Here is a 16,270-nt window from a genome sequence, read left to right on the forward strand (position 1 = left end):
ATGGATTCCTGCTTTCGCAGGAATGACATCAAGAACATTATCTAATCCCTAACAAGACTGTTATTAGGAAAAGAATTTAATAAAACACCATACTCAAAACTAATCCGATATAATTATTAGCTCTGAATCTTGTCATACAATTGGCAGGATTTTCAATATCAAGAGTTGCTACTTGTAATATCAGTAAAATTAAAGCAGCTAAAATAGGTAAATAGTCGATATTATGGTTAGCCATTTTTGTTGCTAGAATAAATAACAATATAAAACCTATATAACATATATAAAGCCAAAGCTTAGAATGCTTGTTCTCTAAATATATACTTAACGATTTCACTCCTATTTTCTTATCATCTCTTATATCCATATATCCGTAAATCGTATCATAACCGATAGCCCAAAAACAGCATGCTAAATACATAATAATCGCTGCTATATCAAGTGTATCCTGAACTGCCGCATAAGCTATTAAGGCCCCTAGCTTAAATGTAAATCCCAAAAAGATTTGCGGGAAATAAGTAATACGTTTCATTAACGGGTATAGGCTAATCATTATTACCGCAAAAAAACCTATATATATAGCTGTTTTGTTTAAAAGTAGCAAAATACAAAGTGAGATAACGCTAAGAATAAAGAGTATCAAAATAGCATAAGAAACAGATAAAGCCTTGCTAGCTAAAGGTCGCTCTTTAGTCCTTGCGACATGCTTATCAAATTTTCTATCAAATATATCGTTAATAATACACCCGCTACTTCTAGCTGTTATACTACCTAAAATAAATAACGGTAATAAATGTATTAACTCCGTTCTTGAGGGGTTTGCAAGCAGTAACCCAAATAAAGCAGGAAAAAAAACCAGCAAATAAGCTACCAGCTTATCTGCACGCATTAATTTTAAGGTAAGCAAAAGTTTGTCCAGAATTAGCATATTAAACTTTAAATTTAAATAAATATGGATATTATAGATAATTTAAGATAAAATACGCCACGAAATAAAGCTACTAGATTTTTATGGCTAAAAAATTAAAACATGATTCATTAGTAAAAATAATAATGAATGACCCGGTAGCAGCACAAGAATTTTTGTAATATTATTTACCCGATGATTTTAATAGTAGATTTATCAAAAATAACGGTAGAACAAGAAAGCTACATTGAGGAATCTTTAAATAAGAAATATAGTAATATAAAATATAAAATTAGCACCAAAAGGATAAATTACCGCTAGTCTATAATTTAGTTATTTACAACGGTCAAGAAATTTATAATGCTCCAAAAAATCTGTGGAGTTTATTTACTGATAGTGTGATGGCAAAGAAATTAATGGCGGAAGATTATCAATTAGTAGATTTGCAAGCTATGACAGATGATGAAATCGTCAAGAAAAAACATTTAGGTATGCTAGAATATATGATGCAGCATATCCAATATGCAGGATATGATAAAACTATGGGAGAAGTTTTTAACAGAGTTTAAGCATATTATAATATTGGATAAAGAAAAAGGTTATATTTACCTAAGATCGTTCTTATGGTATACTAACGCAAAATTATCAAAACAAAAACAACCGGAATTAGTAGAAGTATTGGATACACATCTATTACCGCAAGATAAGGATACTAGAAAACTATCGCTGATACATATAGAGATGAAGGAAAGGTGCAGGGTATTGAGATAGGGAAAGCTGAGGGCGAACATAATAAGGCAGTAATTATAGCGAAGGAAATGTTCAGTCTGGACTTTAAAATTCCTGTTATTGCCAAAATTACAGGTCTTCAAGAAACTTTCGTTCGCTCAATTGTAAATAAGTACTTAATCATGCAAGCACCACTTGCACAAATCCTAAATATCCATATCCTCCCAAAGAAAAGCATCTATTGTCATAATCACATATAACCTTTATAATAATATTCTTGAATCAACTACAAAATCTATGAAAGAATTTCCAAAAAATTATAATTTTACCGAAAATGAAAAAAAGTGGCAGCAAATTTGGCAAGAAAAACAAATTTATGCTTATAATCCAAACGCTGCAAAAGAAGAAACCTATGTAATCGATACTCCGCCTCCGACAGTTTCAGGGCAGTTACATATCGGTCATGTTTATAGCTATACGCAAACCGACTTTATTGTACGTTTTCAGCGTATGATGGGTAAAAATATCTTTTATCCTATGGGTTTTGACGATAACGGGCTACCGACCGAGAGACTTGTTGAAAAGCAGAAACAGATCAAAGCTTATAATATGGATCGATCTGAATTTATAAAAATTTGCGAAGAGGTAGTAGAAAGTGAAGAAGAAAAGTTTAGAAGTCTATTTAACCAAATAGCTTTATCGGTTGATTGGAGTTTAGAGTACCAAACTATTAGTCCGTTATCACGAAAAATATCACAAATGTCTTTTCTTGATTTAGTACAAAAAGAAGAAATTTATCGTACTAATCAACCGATTTTATGGGATCCAGTAGATGGTACAGCTCTTGCCCAAGCCGATATTGAGGATAAGGAAAAAACCTCTTTCATGAATTATATTACGTTTAAAACCGAGCAAGGAGACCCGCTTACTATAGCCACTACCAGACCTGAGTTATTACCGGCTTGCGTAGCCGTATTTTATCACCCTGACGATGGACGTTATAAGCATCTAGCAGGTAAATCAGCTATAACCCCACTTTTTAATGAGCAAGTTCCACTGCTTACTGACCCTTTAGTACGACAAGATAAAGGCACGGGACTGGTAATGTGCTGTACGTTTGGTGATCAAACGGATATTACTTGGTGGAAGACGCATAATCTACCTTTAAAAACTATTATCACTAAAAAAGGTACAATAGACTTCCAACATGAAACTTCTATAGATGGGTTGAAAATTAAAGAAGCTCGAACAAAAATAATAGATATTTTAAAAGAACAAGAGTTGCTTATTAAACAAGAAGACATCACTCATACCGTTAAATGTGCCGAGAGGTCAGGTGCTCCTCTTGAGATACTAACTGTACCGCAATGGTTCGTTAAAACTATATCACATAAAGAAGAATTGCTTAAAAGAGCGAATGAGTTAAATTGGCATCCTAAACATATGAAGATTCGTTTAGAGAATTGGATTAATGCCATTAGTTGGGATTGGTGTATAAGTAGGCAGCGTTATTTTGGTGTGCCTTTCCCTGTTTGGTACTCTAAAAGAGTAGGTGAGGAAGGAAAAATCTTATATGCCGATGTTACGCAGCTACCTATCGATCCGTTAAAAGATTTACCTATGGGTTATAGTAAAGAAGAAGTAGAACCTGATTATGACGTAATGGATACTTGGGCAACAAGTTCCGTTTCGCCTCAACTTTCTACTCATGGGATTTCTGACGATTTCGCTGTTAATAAAGATAGGCACGATAAATTATTTCCGATGGATTTAAGACCTCAAGCACATGAAATTATCAGAACTTGGGCGTTCTATACTATTTTAAAAGCTCATTTACACCAAAATACTTTGCCGTGGAAAAACATCATGGTAAGCGGTTGGTGTTTAGCTGAAGATCGAAGTAAAATGTCAAAATCTAAGGGCAATGTTTTAGTTCCTGAAAAACTGTTAGAACAATATGGTTCCGACGTGATACGTTATTGGTCGGCAAATTCAAAGCTAGGTGCTGATACCGCCTATTCTGAAGACGTTATGAAAAACGGCAAAAGGCTTGTTAACAAGCTATGGAATGCCGCTAAATTTGTTTTTATACATTTTGATAAACTGAAAGGTGAAGATAAAAAAGCGAGTTTACTCGATATTAAAGAAAAAATCACTAACGAGTTTGATAAATGGATGGTTAATAAGCTAGTGGAATTAGTTAAGCTAGCTACAAATGAGTTACAAAACTACGAATATGCAAATGCTATGCATCTGACGGAAAAATTCTTTTGGGTGGTATTGTGTGATAATTATTTAGAAATAAGCAAAACAAGAAGCTATGATGAGGAACACAAAAATCCACAAGGACAATATAGTAGCATATTAACTTTATATCATGTTATGCAAACGTTACTGAAACTATTTGCACCTTTCATGCCGCATATTACCGAAGAATTATACCAAATATTATATAGTGAAAATTCTATTCATGTTAAAGGTAGCTGGGTTAATTACAGTGACTTAAATTATGAAATCAATGCAAAAGGAGCAGAAGGGCTGCTTGAAATACTAGATATCGTCAGAAAATTCAAAGCTGAGAAGAATCTATCTATAAAAACTCCAATAAAATTGCTTGAAGTTAGCGGCATAGTATTATCTGCAGAATTAACAGAAGATTTAAAAAACGTCACATCGGCAGAAGAAATACAATTTGAGATGAAAGATGATAAAATTAAAGTCAATATTATCCTTTAAAAATATTATAGGTTTAATATTAATTATATTTGCCGGGATATTTTTTTATGCTTATATATTAGAACATGACTGGCGATATGTAACCTTAAGTGATGAACAAGTAAAAAAATACAGGATTAGCGAGAAAAAAGCTATTGCCCTTTATCAGTTAATGAAAGACACTCATGAGCTACTTGGTAAGAATAATATTAATTATTGGATAGACAGCGGCACTCTGCTTGGAGCCGTTAGACATCAAGGCATAATTCCTTTTGACGATGATTTAGATATCGGCATTATGCATGAAGACGAAATACGTTTGCAACAAATATTACCGCAATTTGAGCAACTCGGTTATACTGTTTCCTATAAGAGAACTTATAATATATGCAAAAAAGCTTGTTTAGATATTTTCATTTTTCATAAAGAACAAAACAAATTTATATATACTAATTTAGCGGTTCGAAATAAGTATCCGAAGATTTCATTTTATGATAATGAATTATATCCTTTAAAAAAATATAAATTCGGTAGTATAGAGGTTTACGGTCCCGCTGATCCTATAGGAAATCTAAATAGGCAATATCCAGAATGGGATAAGTATGCAGTGATAGAGCAGTCCCATAGCTTACATTTACCTTTTTTATCAAATATCGAGAAAAAAACTCAATTTATATTAACGCCGGAATTGTTAAAACCGGCTCAGCCTTTTAGTCCTTTAGAGGATAGAATAAACTTTTAAACAAATTGAGATAAAAAAGTCATAACCGGTTGTTTTATATAGATTAAAAAATATTATATCAGCAGGGGAAATGTAATTTAAGATTCAAGATGATAAAATTAAAGTCAATATTATTCTTTAAAAATATTTTACGCTTAATCCTTACTATTTTCGTCGGTATATTGTGTTATGCTTATCTACTAGAACATAATTGGCGATATGTAACCTTAAGTGATGAACAAGTAAAAAAATACAGGATTAGCGAGAAAAAAGCTATTGCCCTTTATCAGTTAATGAAAGATACTCATGAGCTACTTGGTAAGAATAATATTAATTATTGGATAAACAGCGGCACTCTGCTTGGAGCCGTTAGACATCAAGGCATAATTCCTTTTGACGATGATTTAGATATCAGCATTATGCATGAAGACGAAATACGTTTGCAACAAATATTACCGCAATTTGAACAATTAGGATATCGTGTTAAACATAATAAAATTTATGTAATTTGCGGAGAAAGATGCTTAGATATTTTCGTATTTCATAAAGAAAATGATAAATTTGTTCATTTTAATCAAAGTATGCGTAATAAATATCCAAATGATTTTTTTTATGATTATGAGCTATATCCTTTAAAAAAATATAAATTTGGTAGTATAGAAGTATATGGGCCATCTGAATATAAAGAGAATTTGAATAGACAATATCCAGAATGGGATAAATATGCAATAATATACAGCCCTCATAGCTTACATTTACCTTTTTTATCGAATATCGAGAAAAAAACTAAATTTATATTAACGTCGGAATTGTTCAAACCGGCTCAACCACTCGGACCGCTAGAAGATAAAGTGAATATAGTCAATTCAGCTACATTTAGTGGTATGTGCGAGGATACAGCTTATCATTAAATGTCGAATTGGTAATGACTATTTCGATATAAGCAACGAAATAGTCATATGATTTACATTTGCCTAGATTACCTTTTTTGCAAAAATTCATATCAAACAAGTTGAGATAAGAAAGTAATAGCCGGTACTATCCATAAACCCGGTTTATCAAAGCGAGAGTCCGAAATGGCTTGTTTATTTTGAATTACTTGAAAACTAAACTCAGGGTTAAGTAATTCATGAAAATATTTTAAGCTTGAAGAAATGGTTGAGTCACTTACTTTTGCTTCCACTAAAATCCACGGTTGGTTATCTTTTGTTATTACTAAATCGACTTCACGTTTTTGTTTATCACGCAGATAGTATAAACCAAAATCACCAAACCCTGTTTCGTTCTAAAAATATACGGCTTTTAAAAGGTGAGAAGCTACAAGATTTTCAAATCTCGTTCCTATATCTTTTATTTGCGATCAATCCCAAAGGTAAATTTGGGGCTCTTTTATCAAACTTTTTACAACATTTTTAGACCAAGGTTTGATAGCAAAACAATAATAATGCTTTTCTAGCAAAGAGAGCCATCTTCTTATTGTTTGGTCTGAAACTCTAACTTTGTTAGCAAGGTTTGTATAGCTTATAAATGAGCCTACTTGCTCATTTATAATGCTAGCAAGTAATTCTAACGCACAAATATTGTTGATATCTTCAGTATTTCTTACATCTTCTCTAAATAATTGCTCGAATCTTTGATTACTCCATATTCTATGAAATTTAGCAGTTGCTTTTAAATAACTTTCTGCAAATCCTCCAAAATTTATTAAAGCTTCATATTCATCTATAGTGATATTTTTGGGGCTTTTTAATCAATATCATTATCAAAATTTTTAGCTATTTCAGATACCGATAACGGATGCACGGTTAAACTTATATAACATCCTATTAGGCTATCACCGCCTTTTTTATATATATTTAATTTGGCACTACCTGTTATAATAAATTCAATATTTTCTCCGAATTTATCATAAAATCCTTTTACAAGATTTTTCCAATCTTTATATTTATGAATTTCATCTAATATTAAGCACGGTTTCTTATCGGATATAGTAGAAAGTAGATTTTTAAAAAGTTCGGTGTGTTTGTTGAAGATTTTATTTCTATCTTCTAGATAATCCCAATTTAGGTAAATTGAATTAGGATTAGGCTTAATTACTTGTTTTGATATTGTAGTTTTTCCTACTTGCCTTGCTCCGCTTATATAAATACAAGCTTACCGTAATTTGTTAGATATTCTTCAACTTGCTTCTTATATAACCTATCCATTATAATATTTCTATAAGTTTATAAAAATATTATAGGCTAATATCGAAATAGTCTGACTTGTAGTATTGAAATTGAGCATTGCCTAGAAAAAGTTGTTTTATAGTTTAGCCTTCCGCTGTCATTCCCACGAAAGCGAGAATGCTTTGTTGCGTGGACCAGTTTCCTAATTGTCATCCCGCGACTTGATCGCGGGATCCAGTTTAAAACATTAAAATTTTAGTATTTTAAGTTGTGTTTTTGGATATCGTGGTCAAGCCACTGCATAACACCGAACGGGTTTTGCGGTCCACACAACAAGACCTGCGCAGGCATGACATAAAACGAGCCATGCAACAACACCTGCAGTAACTCACAATGACTATATCAACCTTTTCTAGGCAATGCCAAAATAATTAGTGCAAATTATGCGGTACTTTAGTATTATTTAACATTAAACTTTGCTTCATTCTATGTCTTATTTATTACCCACTATTATAACTACGCTACTTATTTTATTAGCGCTAATAATTTGGTTTTATGTAAAAACTCAAACCTTAAGGACACAGCTACAATTTTTATCAGAACAGAATCTAGAAATTAGCAATAACAACCAATTATTAAATCAAGAACAGATAGGATATTTACAGAAAATTGAGCAATTGCAGTGTAAAATAGAATATCAAGCACAGACTATTAAGGATTCAGAAAAAATAAGAGAAGAGTCATTTTCATCGGCTAAAGCTGCGTTATTTGATTTAGGTCAAGATTTGTCTAAACAATTAATAGAGATACATAAAATGGAAAACACGGCGGCAAGAGAGCTAGCCGAGAAAAATATCGCTACTGCTTCAGGAAAATTTAATAGTGAGTTTGAACGGTTAATTACGATGGTGGGAGCATTAAATAAAGATATAGAGCAATCAAAAGGTACGGTTGATTTGATAAAACAGTCTCTGCTTTCTCCGATCGGGGCGGGGCTACTTGCTGAGATTACCCTTGAGAATATCTTAAAATCTTCAGGCTTACGTCCTAATTTAGATTTCATTATGCAATACGGTCTAACTACATTAGATAGCGGAAAGCTAAGACCTGATGCACTCATTTTTCTTCCTTCCGGTAATTTAATGGTTATTGATTCTAAAGCTTCAAAGTTTCTTGTAGACAAGCAAGATAATAACATGAGTCTTAATAAAACTATGAATTACCATTTAAAATCTTTGGCGAATAAAGAATATGCCGCAAATATTTTAACTAATCTCAACAAAAAGGATCAGAGCTTTAACAATGTTATGACTTTAATGTTTTTGCCGACTGAACAAGCGGTTGAGAAAGTTATTGCAGCCGACCCTGAATTTTTACAAAAAGCTTGGGGCTGTAATATCTTTCCGGTAGGACCTAGCGGCCTTATGAATATGCTATCATTTGCAAAATTTCAAATTACCGATCATCGCCGCTCAGAAAATTATAAGGTAATCATTGAAGAAGTGAGAAAGCTATTAAGCTCCATCGGTACTATGGCAGATTATTCTCAAAAGATCGGTAATAACCTGCATAATATGGTTACTAATTACGATAAATTTGCTGCCTCGTTTAATCGTAATTTTATGTCAAGAGTAAAGAATATTCAAAAACTCGGTATTGATTCAGGGAATAAAGCAATGCCGGCTACCTTAGAGCGTTATCAAATCGTTTCCTCTAAATCTGAGATTATTGAAGTGGAAGCAGAAAATCCACCACAAATAGCAGAAAAATTATAAATAAATTTTTCTCGTAATAGGTAATTTAAATGTTAAAAAAAACTTTCCATAATCTGTATAGCCATATTGTTACTATGTGTAAGCATATAAGATTAAAGCTCCTAAAAAAGAAAACAAACATGCTATAAGAGTGAGTTTTATTAATATTTGGCCGGCTTTACAATAGACGAGCTACCGATGATAAAAGAAATCATTGAAGAAAACGGACAAACAATTGTTATAGATCATAACAATTATGACCTTATTATTGATAGTGTTTTTGGTCAAAGCACTATTAGTAATAACGATAGTATAAAGATATTTTTTACCGGTGAATCGGTTAGACCAAAGCTAGAAAATTATGATATATCTATAGGTTTTGATTATATAGATCATCCAAATTATATAAGAATACCTTTATATTATATGTATTGTACTAATGACATCAGTACTTGCATATAAACGCTCAAAATACAATCCGAACAAAACGTATTTTGCTTGTTTCTTAGTCTCTAACGGTATAGAAGAGCCTGAGAACGACGGCTGCATAGCAAGAAATCGATTTTTTCATAAATTGTCGCTGTATAAAAAAGTAGTAAGCGGCAGTAAATATTTAAATACTGAATCTACAATTATACCAAAAGAAAAAACTCGTGAATGGTTATCTAAATGTAAATTTGTTATTGCTTTTGAAAATAAAACATCTGAGGGGTATGTTACTGCAAAACCTTTTCAAGCTTATTTAGCAGGAGCAGTACATATTATATATTATGCAGATAAAAGTTATATAAAAGATGTAAACCCTAATTCAGTAATATTTGCTAAAGATTATTCAGAAGAAGATTTATATAATTATATTATTTCTGTTGGTAAAGATGATGAAAAATATTATAAGATATATAATAATAAGATTGTACCGGCTTTAGAAAATAATTACATCGCAGTAAAAGAAAAATTAAGAAAAAAATTACCTCTATTAAATACAAATTAAAAACTATTTTTATAATATCAATTATAATTATTTGTTTATCATTGCTTTTTATATTTTTAAAAACTTATCAAATAGGTTCTTGCTCCACTTGAAGAAACGGTTATAATTTATCTATAACAGATTCAGGGGGAAAAAGATTTACCGGATTAGATGTAAAAAATAACCCTGCTCTTTTATCCCTTAATAACGGTTATACTGTACTTTGTCCTTCGGAAAATATAAATTATTATTCCGATAGCAAAATATTAAATCATACTTTAACGGCAGGTGAACTCGGTTGTTATTGTAACCATAGAGAAATTTGGCTTAAAATGGTTAAAGACAATATACCTTATGCTCTAATAATAGAAGATGATGCTATACTAAATGACGATTTCCGTAATAAATTTTTAACAATGCTTAAGCATTTACCTACCGACTGGGATTTAATTTATTTGTCCTTGTCACATTCTAAAAACAAAATATTTTATAATATTTACAACAATCCGTATTTAAAGAAGATAGGTCATAGTGGTTACTTTAATACAACTACAGGTTATTTGATACACTTAAAAGCTGCTCAAAAACTTCTTGAATATAGCAAAAACTTTACTTTAGAGATTGATAATGTACCAAGCTTTTATGCATAGCGAAGTGCAGTCCTATGTCACCTCGCCTTTTTTAATATATGCAACACTTAATTCTGAAGATTCAATTATATTTGAAATGGGAAGAGCACATTAAATAACGTAAATTTTACAACCTTAATAGAGGTTTTGTGGACATTTCTAAAAAGATTTAATTTTGGCTATTTTTTGCTGCAAAATAGCAAATCAATTAGCAGTGTCCACAAAACCTCTAAGCATGGTACTTCTTCTGTAGGATCAATATCAATAACTGTATCATCGTTTGTGCCTGAGGTAACCTTATTAAGCCAAGTAAGGGTAGTAGCGGTTTTCTTGGCAATATTCTTGCCTGCACTACTAATTGCCTTGCCGACATTGAAATCCGATATAACAGTTGTTAAAACATCTATTAAAGTTGCAAGACTTAAGAATTTTAAATCTTTAATAGACTCAAACATTATTAAAGGTACTATCGCTAGGATCAATCTTGCCGTATCATTATAGTAAAACTTTTGAAAAAACACATCATTAGTTAATGTTTTGTTGGTGATATTTTCTATAACTTTATTGCCATAATATGTTGATACTAATATAAAGAAGCAAGACGCATGAATTTAACAGAAGTTGATGCATAAAACATTGGATCTTCATAAAATGCTAATGCTGGAAAATAAAAACAGATATAATCCAAAATCAGTGTGGCTATTGCCGAACATATAGCAGTACTCTTCCATCCATGATAGATACTAATGTCTGATTCAATATTGTTAAAATCTATATCTTGATTGGTAAGTTTATTATATATTGCCTGAAGTTTTATTTGCGTATTCTTATCTGTTTTGGAATGTTTATATAGTAACTGAAAATATGGTTTAATTTCTTCAGCTGTAAATTGCTTATGCTCAATTAAAGCCGGTACAATTTTATCATGCAAAAATTTAATTAATTTATTTTGCATAAAATTTGTAACTTTACTTTGTTCTTCTACTACTCCTGCAACTGTATACCATCGTAAAGCCCGTATATACAATTATACGATTAATAGTATCATTATTTAATAAATCAATAGGCTGCAACCCTAATTTAGCAGCATATCTAAAACAAATCGCAGTTGTATTTCATCATTAGCAAAGCTTGGAGTATGATCAAATAAAAATTTAACATCTTCAGCATTGTCATTGTTATTTTCTAATGCTTGAAACATATTATTATTCATCTCTTTAGTTTGTCTATTTGATAAGACCGTACCGGGAAAGATACTAAAATTTGTAACATCACAAGGTTAATGGTCGGTAAAGCACATAATTCATACCAAGGATCCTTTTCGTCAATTACATATGAACGTAAAGCAATTACACCCACTATAAGAGAAACATAAGTAATTGCTATTTTACCTGAATGATTACTAACTAAAGCTGATTTTTCGGTTAACCAAAAAGCAATTTTGTGATCTTCATTATACTTATCACTAGCTTTTTCTATTCTAGTAAGACTTTGCTCTAATGAATTAAGATAATTTGCAAAATTTAAATGAGCTTTTTTTACTATATTAAACTCGTTTTCATACGAGGAAGGCACATTTAAAGTATTTGTAAGTAATATTGCTTTAGCTATATAGCGATATAAAAAATATTCTCTCGTCAGAGGATATGCCATAGCATCGATTTCTTTGGCTGCTTTAATCAAGTGTTCAGATTGATCTAAATTATTTTTTAAAAACACTTGGACTTTAGTAATTAGGGTACTAAAATCTAATGAATTTATATCCCCTATATCATCTAGCATAGCATCAATGATATTCTTGTTTTCTACTCCTATTAACTTCTGTAGAAAAATGATCTCGATTATTTAGCTCTTCAAAACAATGGCTCCATTGAGAATGATCAATATTATTATCTTGATACTTTCCGGTAGCAGCTACTTTACTTAACATTGTTTCTAAAGATTGAGTATAAATTAAACTTTGATCTAGTGTCAGTAGATCTTTAAAATTTTTATCACAGAACCATATTTTCCATACCTCACCTAAATTAAAACTAGCAAGTGCTGTAGTAGTTTTCCATAATCTTACGCCTAAATTTGATATATCATTATAATATTGTATTATTATAGTTTATTACTCATAATTTTAATTAAATAAATATTAAAAATATAAACATCTTTTAATATTTATTCAAATCTTTTATATATAATCATTTATAATCTTTAATTATTTTAACATTAAAGTCACACACGAGCAACCCCAGTTTATGATAAGAGAGAAGAGGATTGGGTTATAAAAGTTTTTAACCAAAAAAACAATAGTTGTGGACATAACATATCCTTTTTTATCTTCTATTGGCAACAGGATCTGAGTAATGATATAAAAAATATCAGTACCTAAATCGTTTATATTATAATGAGAATACTAGTAACAGGAGCTAACGGCTTTATTGGATCATATATTACAGCTGAATTATTAAAGAATAATTAATAAAGTAATATGCTGTGTTAGAGATGTTGAATCGACCAGGAAAAATTCCCTACTGCAGAAGTGATATACTGTGATTTTAATATAGACCTAACACCACAAAGCTGGATAAATAGATTAAATAACATAGATATAGTTATTAATGTATCAGGTGTGTTAACGTCTAGTAATGCAATAATATTGGCAATGTTCATGTCAATGATCCAAAGGCTCTATTTAAGACTTGCACCCTTACTAACGTACAAAGAATTATTCATATTTCAGCTCTTGGAATAGATAATGAAAAAAACACTGCTTATGCTTTAACTAAAAAAGCAGCTGAAGAATATGTACAAAAATTAGGAATATAGACTGGATAATTTTACAACCGTCTCTTGTTTACGCAAGGAGTTGTTATGGTGGTACCTCGCTATTTATTAGGGCTCTTGCGCAACATTACAGTATTTTATTCCTTTAATAGGTGATGGTTTACAACAATTTCAACCTATTCATATTGATGATTTAACGAAAGTAATTATTCACTGTATAGAAAGGGAAGGAAAAATCCACACATTATTAAAAATAGTTGGACCAGACATAGTGAACATGAAGGATATCTTGCTTGGATTCAGAAGATGGCTTGGAGTCATGGAAGACTAATAAACATTCCTTTAATATTCATTAAAATAGCAGCTAAATTAGAAGATTGTCTCAAAATAGGACCCCTTAATTCTACTGCGTATAATATGTTACTTCAACCTAATATTGCTGATAAAAAAGATTTTATCGATTTTACTTCTATAATCCCTAGAAACTTGCAACAAGGTTTTGCAACCAAACCTTTAACCGTACAATCCATATGGCACGCTAGGCTTTATTTTTGTCTTAGGACTATTTTGGATAATGACAAGAATTATTTCAAGCATTTTTGTTTATGATGCTAGTATGCAAATTATAATATCACTAGGATTTGATAAACAAATAGCACCTTACATATTATATGGAAGCTGCTTTACAGATATTATTCTTAGAATTCTACTAATTATCAAAAATAAACTAAATAGGATATGTAGTTTACAAATTTTATTAATACTAGCTTATACTCTACTATTAACATATCTTAAGCCAATATTGTGGCTAGATCCGCTTGGTCCGATATTTAAAAATATTCCAGTAATATTACTTACTTTAGTATTCATGGCAATAGAACGAGATAAATAATGGATTATCTTTTTATAAAAACTATGCATATTATTAGCTCTACCACTTTATTTGGTACTGGAATTGGTACTGCTTTTTTTTATGTGGTGGGCAAATAAAACCGGTGATTTGACTGCAACGGCATATGCAACTCGCACTACAATAGCTGATCTTCTTTTTACTACTCCAACTGTGATAATTCAACCGGTTAGCGGCATAATATTAGTAAATATGCTTGTCTATAATTATTTTGATTTATGACTTACCTTCACTTATATCGGATACATAATCGCCGGTAGTTGTTGGCTTCTGGTGGTATGGATTCAAATTCCACTATGAAATATGGCACTTGAAGCATTAAAACCGCAAATTCCCCTACCGGAAAAATATTATAAATTATTTAAATTATGATTCTACCTAGGCTGGCCGGTATTTATCAGTTTGAGTATTATTTTTTTCTTAATGGTATTTAAACCGCTATAATACTAGTTTAGGATAAATTTTATACCAAATTAGTATTGTCCCGTGGTCAAGCCGGCGTTGTTGTGTGGATACCCACCCATCATTGCAAGCAGTCGTAGGTCTTGTTGCATGCTTCTCTATGTCATTCCCGCGTAGGCGGGAATCCAGTAAAACATATAAAAAACTTGTGTTGTATATGTTTACTTTATCACATGTGTAACTTCTTACATCAATATTGAAGTTATTTTTCTGGATTCCCGCCTACGCGGGAATGACATAGAGAAGCAATAATATTTACGCCGGTATATCTGTAATAATCGGTTGTTTTTTGTTTGATTTTGTAGAAATGAGAGAGGTCATTATCGGTTCGACTAAGCCGTTAACTACCTCTTTTGTAATAGTAACACGCTGTTTTTTTAGCTCGGCAACTTTATACATACTATCAAGCAAAAGATGCTCAAGTATTGAACGAAGTCCTCTTGCTCCCGTCTTTTTAGCTAGAGCTTTTTCGGCAATAGTTTCTAAGGCTGAATAATCAATTACAAGCTCAGCATCATCAAGCTCAAATTGTTTCTGATATTGCTTTACTATGGCGTTCTTAGGCTTAGTTAAAATTGTAATTAAAGCTTCTTTGTCTAACTCATCTAAAGTAGTAACGATAGGTAATCTACCGATAAATTCAGGAATTAAACCGAATTTAGTTAAATCCTCAATCTCTAGGGATTTAAGAATTTCACTATTATTTTTCTCTTTATCTATATTTACGTTAGCTGCAAAGCCTATAGAACTATGATTAGTTCTTGAGGTTATAATGCTATCAATCCCCATAAAAGCACCACCACAAATAAATAAGATATTTGAAGTATCTAACTGTACGAAATCTTGTTGTGGGTGTTTCCTACCGCCTTGAGGAGGCACGGAAGCAACTGTTCCTTCCATAATTTTAAGTAATGCCTGCTGTACTCCTTCACCCGATACATCCCGTGTAATAGAAGGATTCTCCGATTTACGGGCAATTTTATCAACCTCGTCAATATAAATTATACCTTTTTGTGCTTTTGCTATATTAAACTCAGATGCTATCAATAAACGCAGTAATATATTCTCAACATCTTCACCGACATACCCGGCTTCCGTTAAAGAAGTAGCATCCGCCATAGTAAAAGGTACGTCTAAAATTTTAGCAAGCGTTTGAGCAAGTAAAGTTTTTCCTGAACCGGTAGGACCGATCAGTAAGATATTCGACTTATTAAGCTCAACGTCATTATTGCCGGATTGTACATATTCAAGCCTCTTATAATGGTTATAAACCGCTACTGCTAAAATCTTTTTCGCTTGATCTTGCCCAACTACATAATCATTTAGAATGCCACATATTTTTTGCGGCGTTGGAATTGAAGAAGTAATTTGCTTTAAAGCAACTTTATTTTCTTCTTTCATAATATCTGTACATAAATCTATACATTCATCACAAATAAATACTGCAGGACCTGCTATCAGTTTTTTTACTTCATGTTGTTTTTTACTACAAAACGAACAAATCAATGCTTTTTTATCAGCTTCTACTACCAT

Annotated in this window: 22 protein-coding genes and 1 pseudogene; 13 read left to right on the top strand and 10 right to left on the bottom strand. The window is 31.5% G+C overall.

The window, feature by feature from the left end:
• Nucleotides 1–76: 76 nt before the first annotated feature.
• Nucleotides 77–925 carry a 4-hydroxybenzoate octaprenyltransferase gene (ubiA, locus tag RC_RS05250; protein WP_010977627.1) on the bottom strand — a complete coding sequence of 283 codons (849 nt, stop codon included), beginning with the start codon at nt 923–925 and terminating at the stop codon, nt 77–79.
• An 83-nt stretch (nt 926–1,008) separates the two neighbouring features.
• On the opposite strand from ubiA, the pseudogene RC_RS06885 reads away from it, so the two are divergent.
• The 4 genes and pseudogenes from RC_RS06885 to RC_RS05270 all read left to right on the top strand — a co-directional run bounded on the left by RC_RS06885 (nt 1,009) and on the right by RC_RS05270 (nt 5,980).
• Nucleotides 1,009–1,893: pseudogene (locus RC_RS06885) on the top strand (Rpn family recombination-promoting nuclease/putative transposase).
• A 37-nt stretch (nt 1,894–1,930) separates the two neighbouring features.
• Complete coding sequence (locus tag RC_RS05260; protein WP_010977631.1) at nt 1,931–4,369, top strand: valine--tRNA ligase; 2,439 nt, start codon at nt 1,931–1,933, stop codon at nt 4,367–4,369.
• Nucleotides 4,338–5,090, top strand: a complete 753-nt coding sequence (locus RC_RS05265) for a LicD family protein (RefSeq protein ID WP_010977632.1) — start codon at nt 4,338–4,340, stop codon at nt 5,088–5,090. The genes RC_RS05260 and RC_RS05265 overlap by 32 nt, the downstream gene beginning before the upstream one ends.
• An 89-nt stretch (nt 5,091–5,179) precedes the next feature.
• Nucleotides 5,180–5,980, top strand: a complete 801-nt coding sequence (locus RC_RS05270) for a LicD family protein (RefSeq protein ID WP_010977633.1) — start codon at nt 5,180–5,182, stop codon at nt 5,978–5,980.
• A 92-nt stretch (nt 5,981–6,072) separates the two neighbouring features.
• Here the strand turns inward: RC_RS05270 and RC_RS10440 are convergent, their stop codons facing one another.
• From RC_RS10440 to RC_RS10445, 3 genes are all read right to left on the bottom strand, one after another.
• Complete coding sequence (locus RC_RS10440; protein WP_010977634.1) at nt 6,073–6,252, bottom strand: hypothetical protein; 180 nt, start codon at nt 6,250–6,252, stop codon at nt 6,073–6,075.
• 177 nt (nt 6,253–6,429) lie between these two features.
• Entirely contained in the window at nt 6,430–6,801 is a 372-nt protein-coding gene (locus tag RC_RS11270; RefSeq protein ID WP_407635652.1) for a DUF4143 domain-containing protein, read from the bottom strand.
• A gap of 14 nt (nt 6,802–6,815) precedes the next feature.
• Nucleotides 6,816–7,217, bottom strand: coding sequence for an ATP-binding protein (locus RC_RS10445; protein WP_324602843.1), 402 nt, complete (start codon nt 7,215–7,217; stop codon nt 6,816–6,818).
• Nucleotides 7,218–7,725: 508 nt separating this feature from the next.
• Between RC_RS10445 and RC_RS05280 the strand changes: the two genes are divergently transcribed.
• The 4 genes from RC_RS05280 to RC_RS10450 all read left to right on the top strand — a co-directional run bounded on the left by RC_RS05280 (nt 7,726) and on the right by RC_RS10450 (nt 10,611).
• Complete coding sequence (locus tag RC_RS05280) at nt 7,726–9,012, top strand: DNA recombination protein RmuC (protein WP_016830921.1); 1,287 nt, start codon at nt 7,726–7,728, stop codon at nt 9,010–9,012.
• A gap of 147 nt (nt 9,013–9,159) precedes the next feature.
• The gene (locus RC_RS09455; protein WP_010977636.1) at nt 9,160–9,453 is read left to right on the top strand and encodes a hypothetical protein; all 294 of its coding nucleotides are present in this window, start codon (nt 9,160–9,162) and stop codon (nt 9,451–9,453) included.
• Nucleotides 9,431–9,982: a glycosyltransferase family 10 domain-containing protein gene (locus RC_RS09460; RefSeq protein ID WP_010977637.1), complete on the top strand. Its 552-nt coding sequence runs from the start codon at nt 9,431–9,433 to the stop codon at nt 9,980–9,982. The genes RC_RS09455 and RC_RS09460 overlap by 23 nt, the downstream gene beginning before the upstream one ends.
• A gap of 242 nt (nt 9,983–10,224) precedes the next feature.
• Complete coding sequence (locus RC_RS10450) at nt 10,225–10,611, top strand: glycosyltransferase family 25 protein (protein WP_233417472.1); 387 nt, start codon at nt 10,225–10,227, stop codon at nt 10,609–10,611.
• Between the two features lie 158 nt (nt 10,612–10,769).
• Here RC_RS10450 and RC_RS05300 read toward each other — a convergent pair whose 3' ends face one another.
• From RC_RS05300 to RC_RS09675, 5 genes are all read right to left on the bottom strand, one after another.
• Complete coding sequence (locus tag RC_RS05300; RefSeq protein ID WP_010977639.1) at nt 10,770–11,111, bottom strand: hypothetical protein; 342 nt, start codon at nt 11,109–11,111, stop codon at nt 10,770–10,772.
• A gap of 62 nt (nt 11,112–11,173) precedes the next feature.
• The gene (locus RC_RS05305) at nt 11,174–11,545 is read right to left on the bottom strand and encodes a hypothetical protein (RefSeq protein ID WP_233417442.1); all 372 of its coding nucleotides are present in this window, start codon (nt 11,543–11,545) and stop codon (nt 11,174–11,176) included.
• A 120-nt stretch (nt 11,546–11,665) separates the two neighbouring features.
• Nucleotides 11,666–11,803: a hypothetical protein gene (locus RC_RS10455; protein WP_016830923.1), complete on the bottom strand. Its 138-nt coding sequence runs from the start codon at nt 11,801–11,803 to the stop codon at nt 11,666–11,668.
• On the bottom strand, nt 11,800–12,372 hold the full coding sequence (locus RC_RS05310) for a hypothetical protein (RefSeq protein WP_010977641.1): 573 nt from the start codon (nt 12,370–12,372) through the stop codon (nt 11,800–11,802). The genes RC_RS10455 and RC_RS05310 overlap by 4 nt, the downstream gene beginning before the upstream one ends.
• 4 nt (nt 12,373–12,376) lie before the next feature.
• Nucleotides 12,377–12,520 carry a hypothetical protein gene (locus RC_RS09675; RefSeq protein WP_016830924.1) on the bottom strand — a complete coding sequence of 48 codons (144 nt, stop codon included), beginning with the start codon at nt 12,518–12,520 and terminating at the stop codon, nt 12,377–12,379.
• Between the two features lie 465 nt (nt 12,521–12,985).
• On the opposite strand from RC_RS09675, the gene RC_RS10460 reads away from it, so the two are divergent.
• The 5 genes from RC_RS10460 to RC_RS10470 all read left to right on the top strand — a co-directional run bounded on the left by RC_RS10460 (nt 12,986) and on the right by RC_RS10470 (nt 14,497).
• A complete protein-coding gene (locus RC_RS10460) occupies nt 12,986–13,060 on the top strand; it encodes an NAD-dependent epimerase/dehydratase family protein (RefSeq protein ID WP_152023042.1) in 75 nt (24 codons plus the stop codon).
• Nucleotides 13,061–13,671: 611 nt separating this feature from the next.
• Entirely contained in the window at nt 13,672–13,974 is a 303-nt protein-coding gene (locus tag RC_RS10465; protein ID WP_010977643.1) for a hypothetical protein, read from the top strand.
• Nucleotides 13,940–14,257: a DoxX-like family protein gene (locus RC_RS09505; RefSeq protein WP_010977644.1), complete on the top strand. Its 318-nt coding sequence runs from the start codon at nt 13,940–13,942 to the stop codon at nt 14,255–14,257. The genes RC_RS10465 and RC_RS09505 overlap by 35 nt, the downstream gene beginning before the upstream one ends.
• 23 nt (nt 14,258–14,280) lie before the next feature.
• Nucleotides 14,281–14,355 carry a hypothetical protein gene (locus RC_RS10845; RefSeq protein ID WP_267878461.1) on the top strand — a complete coding sequence of 25 codons (75 nt, stop codon included), beginning with the start codon at nt 14,281–14,283 and terminating at the stop codon, nt 14,353–14,355.
• Nucleotides 14,339–14,497: a DUF2269 family protein gene (locus RC_RS10470; protein WP_071597814.1), complete on the top strand. Its 159-nt coding sequence runs from the start codon at nt 14,339–14,341 to the stop codon at nt 14,495–14,497. The genes RC_RS10845 and RC_RS10470 overlap by 17 nt, the downstream gene beginning before the upstream one ends.
• Nucleotides 14,498–14,992: 495 nt before the next feature.
• On the opposite strand, the gene clpX is transcribed toward RC_RS10470, so the two are convergent.
• Nucleotides 14,993–16,270: an ATP-dependent Clp protease ATP-binding subunit ClpX gene (gene clpX / locus RC_RS05325; RefSeq protein ID WP_010977646.1), complete on the bottom strand. Its 1,278-nt coding sequence runs from the start codon at nt 16,268–16,270 to the stop codon at nt 14,993–14,995.

Origin of the sequence: Rickettsia conorii str. Malish 7 (genome assembly GCF_000007025.1) — a bacterium.
GTDB classification, from domain to species: Bacteria; Pseudomonadota; Alphaproteobacteria; order Rickettsiales; family Rickettsiaceae; genus Rickettsia; species Rickettsia rickettsii.